At 50.0% G+C, this 5,193-nt stretch carries 5 protein-coding genes and 1 pseudogene; 3 read left to right on the forward strand and 3 right to left on the reverse strand.

What is annotated here, in order from left to right; genetic code table 11:
* The 3 genes and pseudogenes from ACI0FR_RS16350 to ACI0FR_RS16360 all read left to right on the forward strand — a co-directional run.
* Positions 1 to 301: pseudogene (locus ACI0FR_RS16350) on the forward strand (recombinase family protein); the annotation flags it as partial.
* 302 nt (positions 302 to 603) lie between these two features.
* Positions 604 to 1,272, forward strand: coding sequence for a DUF924 family protein (locus ACI0FR_RS16355; RefSeq protein ID WP_374834751.1), 669 nt, complete (start codon positions 604 to 606; stop codon positions 1,270 to 1,272).
* Between the two features lie 44 nt (positions 1,273 to 1,316).
* Positions 1,317 to 1,778, forward strand: a complete 462-nt coding sequence (locus ACI0FR_RS16360; RefSeq protein ID WP_374834753.1) for a methyltransferase family protein — start codon at positions 1,317 to 1,319, stop codon at positions 1,776 to 1,778.
* Between the two features lie 81 nt (positions 1,779 to 1,859).
* Here ACI0FR_RS16360 and ACI0FR_RS16365 read toward each other — a convergent pair whose 3' ends face one another.
* The 3 genes from ACI0FR_RS16365 to ACI0FR_RS16375 all read right to left on the reverse strand — a co-directional run bounded on the left by ACI0FR_RS16365 (position 1,860) and on the right by ACI0FR_RS16375 (position 4,844).
* On the reverse strand, positions 1,860 to 3,824 hold the full coding sequence (locus tag ACI0FR_RS16365) for a heavy metal translocating P-type ATPase (protein WP_404908923.1): 1,965 nt from the start codon (positions 3,822 to 3,824) through the stop codon (positions 1,860 to 1,862).
* 38 nt (positions 3,825 to 3,862) lie between these two features.
* The gene (locus ACI0FR_RS16370; RefSeq protein ID WP_184224649.1) at positions 3,863 to 4,558 is read right to left on the reverse strand and encodes a VIT1/CCC1 transporter family protein; all 696 of its coding nucleotides are present in this window, start codon (positions 4,556 to 4,558) and stop codon (positions 3,863 to 3,865) included.
* A 151-nt stretch (positions 4,559 to 4,709) separates the two neighbouring features.
* Positions 4,710 to 4,844: an FAD:protein FMN transferase gene (locus ACI0FR_RS16375; protein ID WP_374834757.1), complete on the reverse strand. Its 135-nt coding sequence runs from the start codon at positions 4,842 to 4,844 to the stop codon at positions 4,710 to 4,712.
* Positions 4,845 to 5,193: the final 349 nt, after the last annotated feature.

Below are 5,193 nucleotides of genomic sequence, written 5' to 3' on the forward strand. Positions count from 1 at the left end.
GGACACACCGGACATTCTGCCGAGCGCCTCGGCGATCTATGTTAAGAAAGTTTCGGCCCTGACCAAGGCGCTCAATCACAAGGAAGAGCGACAGGAAGCAGCCGAGACATTGCGCGGCCTGATCGAGAAGATTTCGCTCACGCCGGGGCCCGAACGCGGCGAGATTTACGCAACGCTGCACGGCGAACTGGGCACGATCCTGAACTGGACGGAGCGGCAAGCCATTGGAAAGACTGTTAAAACAACAAAACCCGCAGCGATTGCTACGGGAGTGTTGGTATCAGTGGTTGCGGGGGCGTGATCACACCGTGACTTGTATAGATACCTGCTGGAAACATATATTTTAAGCTTCACCCCATATAAATTTCCAAGCCATTAAGCGCTCCAAGCAGCGTTTTCCACATCACTACAAAACTCGCTCAACTTTTATAGCTAGGATAAATTCTCAGTCAGCATAAATGTTGGCTCAAGTTTCTCAAACCCTTGTTATGAGTTGGCATGGATTGCCAATATTGCCTTGCTATCTGAACCTAGCAATAATTCACCTATGATCACGAAAGACGGACATATAGCCAAAAACACTCTTGCAGCTCATTGATTTATGTGAAGACAATTATTGGAGGGTATGAACAGATGAAAGAGCAACAACAATGGGAAGGCGTTCTTGGTTTCTGGTTTCCCGAAGGGCGTTCTTTGCGCATTGATCCTGCAGAACACAGAGCATTATGGCATTGGAGAATGCAGGGCGGTGCCGATGATGCGATCATAACGCGCTTTTCCTCTCTTACCGAGCAGGCGGCTAATGGCCAACTCGATCATTGGGCGCTGGATCCACATGGACGGCTGGCCTTGATCACTCTGCTTGATCAGTTTTCCCGCTCCGTATGGCGGGAAAGTGCGCGTGCTTATGCGCAGGATATGCATGCTATGTCCCTCGTGAACGACGGTTTTGCCAATGGTCACTTTGCCTCGCTGAAAACACCGTGGTTTAAAATTGTATATGGTTTGCCATTAGGACATTGCGAAGGAGATGATCATTTGCAGCGCATCGATCTGCTGATCAATGTTCGCGAGAAAATAGCGGCGGAAGCTCCCATCCCATTGCAGCCTATTTATACATCGCTGGCGCATCAGGCCGCGGATGTTCGCAAAGTAATTGCCGCATTTGGCCGGCATCCACATCGAAATGAAGTTCTTAAGCGCCCTTCAACCCCATCTGAAAAAGCGTATATTGCTAAAGGTGAATTTCCGCATCTAAAGGCATTTCAATGAGCGCCTGATAAGTTGTTAGGACAAAGATGAGCACAGGGGGAATTATGCTGAAACTTGAAAAGAAAATCCCACCTCCGCTGATTGCCACTCTGTGTGCAATCGCTATGTGGATAATAGCCATCTATACGCCCAGAGTGAATGTATCGTTCAATCTTCGTGTTATAGTAGCCTTGCTGATCCTAGTTTTGGGAGCCTTCTTTTCTCTGCGCGGAGCTGCCGCATTCCGAGTTGCCAAAACAACGATCAATCCCCTCCGACCAGAGACAACCTCAGCACTGGTTACAACAGGTATCTACCGCTATTCACGCAATCCGATGTATGTAGGCTTTGCACTATTTCTGCTCGCTTTCGCCGTTCTTTTAAGTTCTCCAGGCGCACTGCTTGGGGTGCTTGGCTTTGTTCTGTATATCGATAGGTTTCAAATTTTGCCCGAAGAACAAGCCTTAAACGTGCTATTTGGTGCAGACTTTACAAATTATTGCACCCAAGTACGCCGCTGGCTGTAAATATACGATGGGCGTAAATTTCTTTCGCACCTCTTCTATTCCTGTCCATGATGGGCAGGAATAGAAGAGAGTGAAGCATTATCATCTATTATCTGCAACAATAACGTCAGACTTCGTGTATTCATCCAGAAGCTTCCGGTCAGTCAAGTCCATTCGTGATTTTCTGATTGGGTCGTTCAAAAGTCTCAGACCATTTAAAACAACGAGCACAGTCCCTCCTTCATGCCCCAACACAACTAAGGGTAAAGGCAGCTCAAAAAAGGCAGAGCCAATAATCAAAACCAGCATTACGCCAATTGCGAAAGTAAGGTTCTGCCGGATAATGATCGCGGTACGTCTGGCAAGACGGTGCGCCGCTGCCAGCCTTTCCATATCTTCTGATAGAAGTGCCACGTCTGCAGCCTGTAGTGCAACTTCAGAGCCTGCGGCACCCATCGCAATACCAACGTCAGCCCGCGCCAATGCCGCTGCATCATTCACACCATCACCAACGAATGCGAGTTTCCTTCCTGCAGCCATCTCACTGACGAGGTTAACCTTATCCTCCGGTAACATCTCGGCATGGATTTCGTCCTGTTTTAATCCAAGAAGATTGCCAATGCGCAAAGCGACGGCATGCCTGTCACCTGTCATCATCGCGATGGACTTCACACCACTTTCGCGCAAGGCAACGAGCGCTCCGCCGGAAGTTTCACGAACTTGATCGGCAACACTAACCGCACCAAGAACGCGCGGGCCGCGCCCCAGATAGACGACGGTTTCAGCACTATCCTGAAACGTCTTGAGGGGATCATGATCAAGCGATGCTCCCATCATCTCTGCCATACGGCGGTTGCCTGCCCAAACAGAGCCATCCATATCCCGTCCGACAATGCCAGCACTCGGAATAGCTTTCACATCTTCAACATCGTGTAGTTTTAGCCCACGACGTGTCACTTCGCGTCTCAATGCCTCCGCGATATGGTGTTCTGAGTGCGCTTCAACACTGGCTAATGTCGTTAAGAAAAAGGTCTCATCTTCATCCAGTGTAACAATTCCGGTGACTTCTGCACGTCCTGTTGTCAAAGTTCCGGTCTTATCAAAGGCGAAAAAATCGACAGCCGCGAGTGTCTCAAGCGCAGCGCCGCCTTTAAACAACACGCCGCCGCGCGCTGCCGACGACAGCGCAGACAAAATGGCAGCCGGCACGGAAATTACGATCGCGCACGGACTTGCGGCCACAAGCAGTGTTGCAGCGCGGTATAATGCAGTTTCCCAGTCTTGGCCGAGCCAATAGAAAACCCCAAGAGCGATAAGTGATCCCACTAAAACGGCAACGGTGTAACGCTGCCCAAACCATGCGCTGAACCGTTCTGAAGGAGCTTTGGCTGCCTGCGCTTCTGTAACCAGCGCAATCATGCGCGCGACCGTACTTTGTTCCAGCGATTTCGTGATCTGAACTTCAAGCACGCCATTCAGATTAACTGTTGCTTCAAAAACCTTAGCGCCAGCCTCTTTGCGCACCGGCATAGATTCACCCGTAATCGTTGACTCGTCCAGTGCCCCGCTTCCGCTTATAATTGTTCCGTCAGAGGGTACCCGCGCTCCGGGGCGAACGATAACAATATCGCCCACCCTCAGACTTGCCGCCTGCACTTCTTCAACAGAACCATCTGCTAATTTGCGAAAAGCTGTTTCTGGCCGCAATGCCATCAATGCTTCAATAGCACGGCGTGCGCGCCCCATGGCTCGCTCTTCCATCGTCGTAGACAAACTAAACAGCGTCAGCAGAATTGCGCCCTCAACTGCCGCACCAACAACCGCCGCAGCAATTGCTGCAACAATCATCAGTAAATCAATGTCGAGTACCCGCTCCTTAACTAGCACGTTTACCGCCCGCCAACCGGTCGGAACACCGCCTGCGAGATAGACAAGCACCACGCCGAAACTGATCAGCCCCAAAGCAGTATCACCACCGCCCAACCAAGTGCCAGCCAGAGCCAATAAAAGCCCCACCACAGTTGCTGTGGTAAGCGCAACTGATGGGTTAGTAAAAAACCGGTACATTATTGCATTGCTCCATTACGCAAATGTCTCGAAAAAATTCAAACGGCTGTGCCGACAATAGCGCCTATGCCTGCGGTTAGTGCCATGGCAAATGCACCCCAAAACGTCACGCGTAGGGTCGCTTTTGTGATATTGGCTCCTCCGGCTTTTGCACCGATCGCACCTAAAAGCGCAAGGAACAACAAGGACGCAATAGAAACTGCCGGTATCAAGATTGAGGCTGGTGACACCAAGACCATGAGTAAAGGCATGGCCGCACCAACGGCGAAAGTCGCAGCGGAGGTTAATGCGGCCTGAATTGGCCTTGCGGTGGTGATTTCTGATATGCCCAGCTCATCACGGGCATGAGCGCCAAGGGCATCTTTTGCCATCAACTGATCAGCGACTTGTCGCGCAAGTGCAATATCCAGCCCCCGACCAACATAAATATTCGCCAGTTCTTCATGTTCCATCTCAGGTTGGGTGGCAAGTTCTACCCGTTCACGTTCCAGATCTGCATTTTCCGTATCAGACTGAGAGCTAACAGAAACATATTCTCCTGCTGCCATCGACATGGCACCGGCAACCAGAGCAGCGATGCCAGCCACCAAAACTTCAGAACTGGCCGCAGAAGCGGATGCAACACCGACAATCAAGCTTGCGGTAGAAACGATGCCGTCATTGGCACCCAGTACAGCTGCCCGCATCCATCCGATACGCGAAACGAGATGATTTTCTGCATGCCAACGTCTCATTAGGACTACCTTTTAATGATAGATATTTCACATATTGCTTATACTTATAGATACTATACTGAATGAATACATGAAACATAGTACTGTACTATGGAATAGTCCGTTTTGCATCTTACTCAAAAAGCGGTCCGATTGGCATTAAGATAAAATCTTAATCATTCCGCTCAACGATTAACACTTCAAATCCCATTTTGCGGGCCAGTTCGGAGCCTTCTGCACGACCCTTTACCATCAGAGCGGTTGCCCACGCATCAGCCAGCATGCAGTTTTCCGCAACAACCGTCACCAAGGCCGCTGAAATGGGCGCGGCTCACCACAACAGGGATTCAGTGTAGCGGAAAACTCACTTTAACCTTGCCGTTACAGGGGCAAAAGGACAGCATTGAAGCAAAATTCGAAAGCACCTCTGCCTCTAACTATTGGAAAGTCGTGTTAAATGAGACTGTGAAACGACTGTAAGAGCCCCCGAATTCTCCGGACATTTTCTCACCCTTAATTAAGGGTTAGGAGTAATGTTAGGCATATGACTAGTCATAATTCGCATATTGAAATTTTGGGCGGTCCAGAACGTCGCCGTCGCTGGACGAGCGCTGAGAAGCTTTCGATGGTTCAGGAAACCTATGAAACTGGTGCAA

Source organism: Paenochrobactrum sp. BZR 201-1, assembly GCF_044987585.2.
In the GTDB taxonomy this organism is placed as follows: Bacteria; Pseudomonadota; Alphaproteobacteria; order Rhizobiales; family Rhizobiaceae; genus Paenochrobactrum; species Paenochrobactrum pullorum.

Excerpts from the sequence above, each read along its gene's own strand:
- ACI0FR_RS16360 (WP_374834753.1), top strand. The coding sequence starts at position 1,317 with ATGCTGAAACTTGAAAAGAAAATCCCACCTCCGCTGATTGCCACTCTG.
- ACI0FR_RS16365 (WP_404908923.1), bottom strand. The coding sequence starts at position 3,824 with ATGTACCGGTTTTTTACTAACCCATCAGTTGCGCTTACCACAGCAACT.
- ACI0FR_RS16370 (WP_184224649.1), bottom strand. The coding sequence starts at position 4,558 with ATGAGACGTTGGCATGCAGAAAATCATCTCGTTTCGCGTATCGGATGG.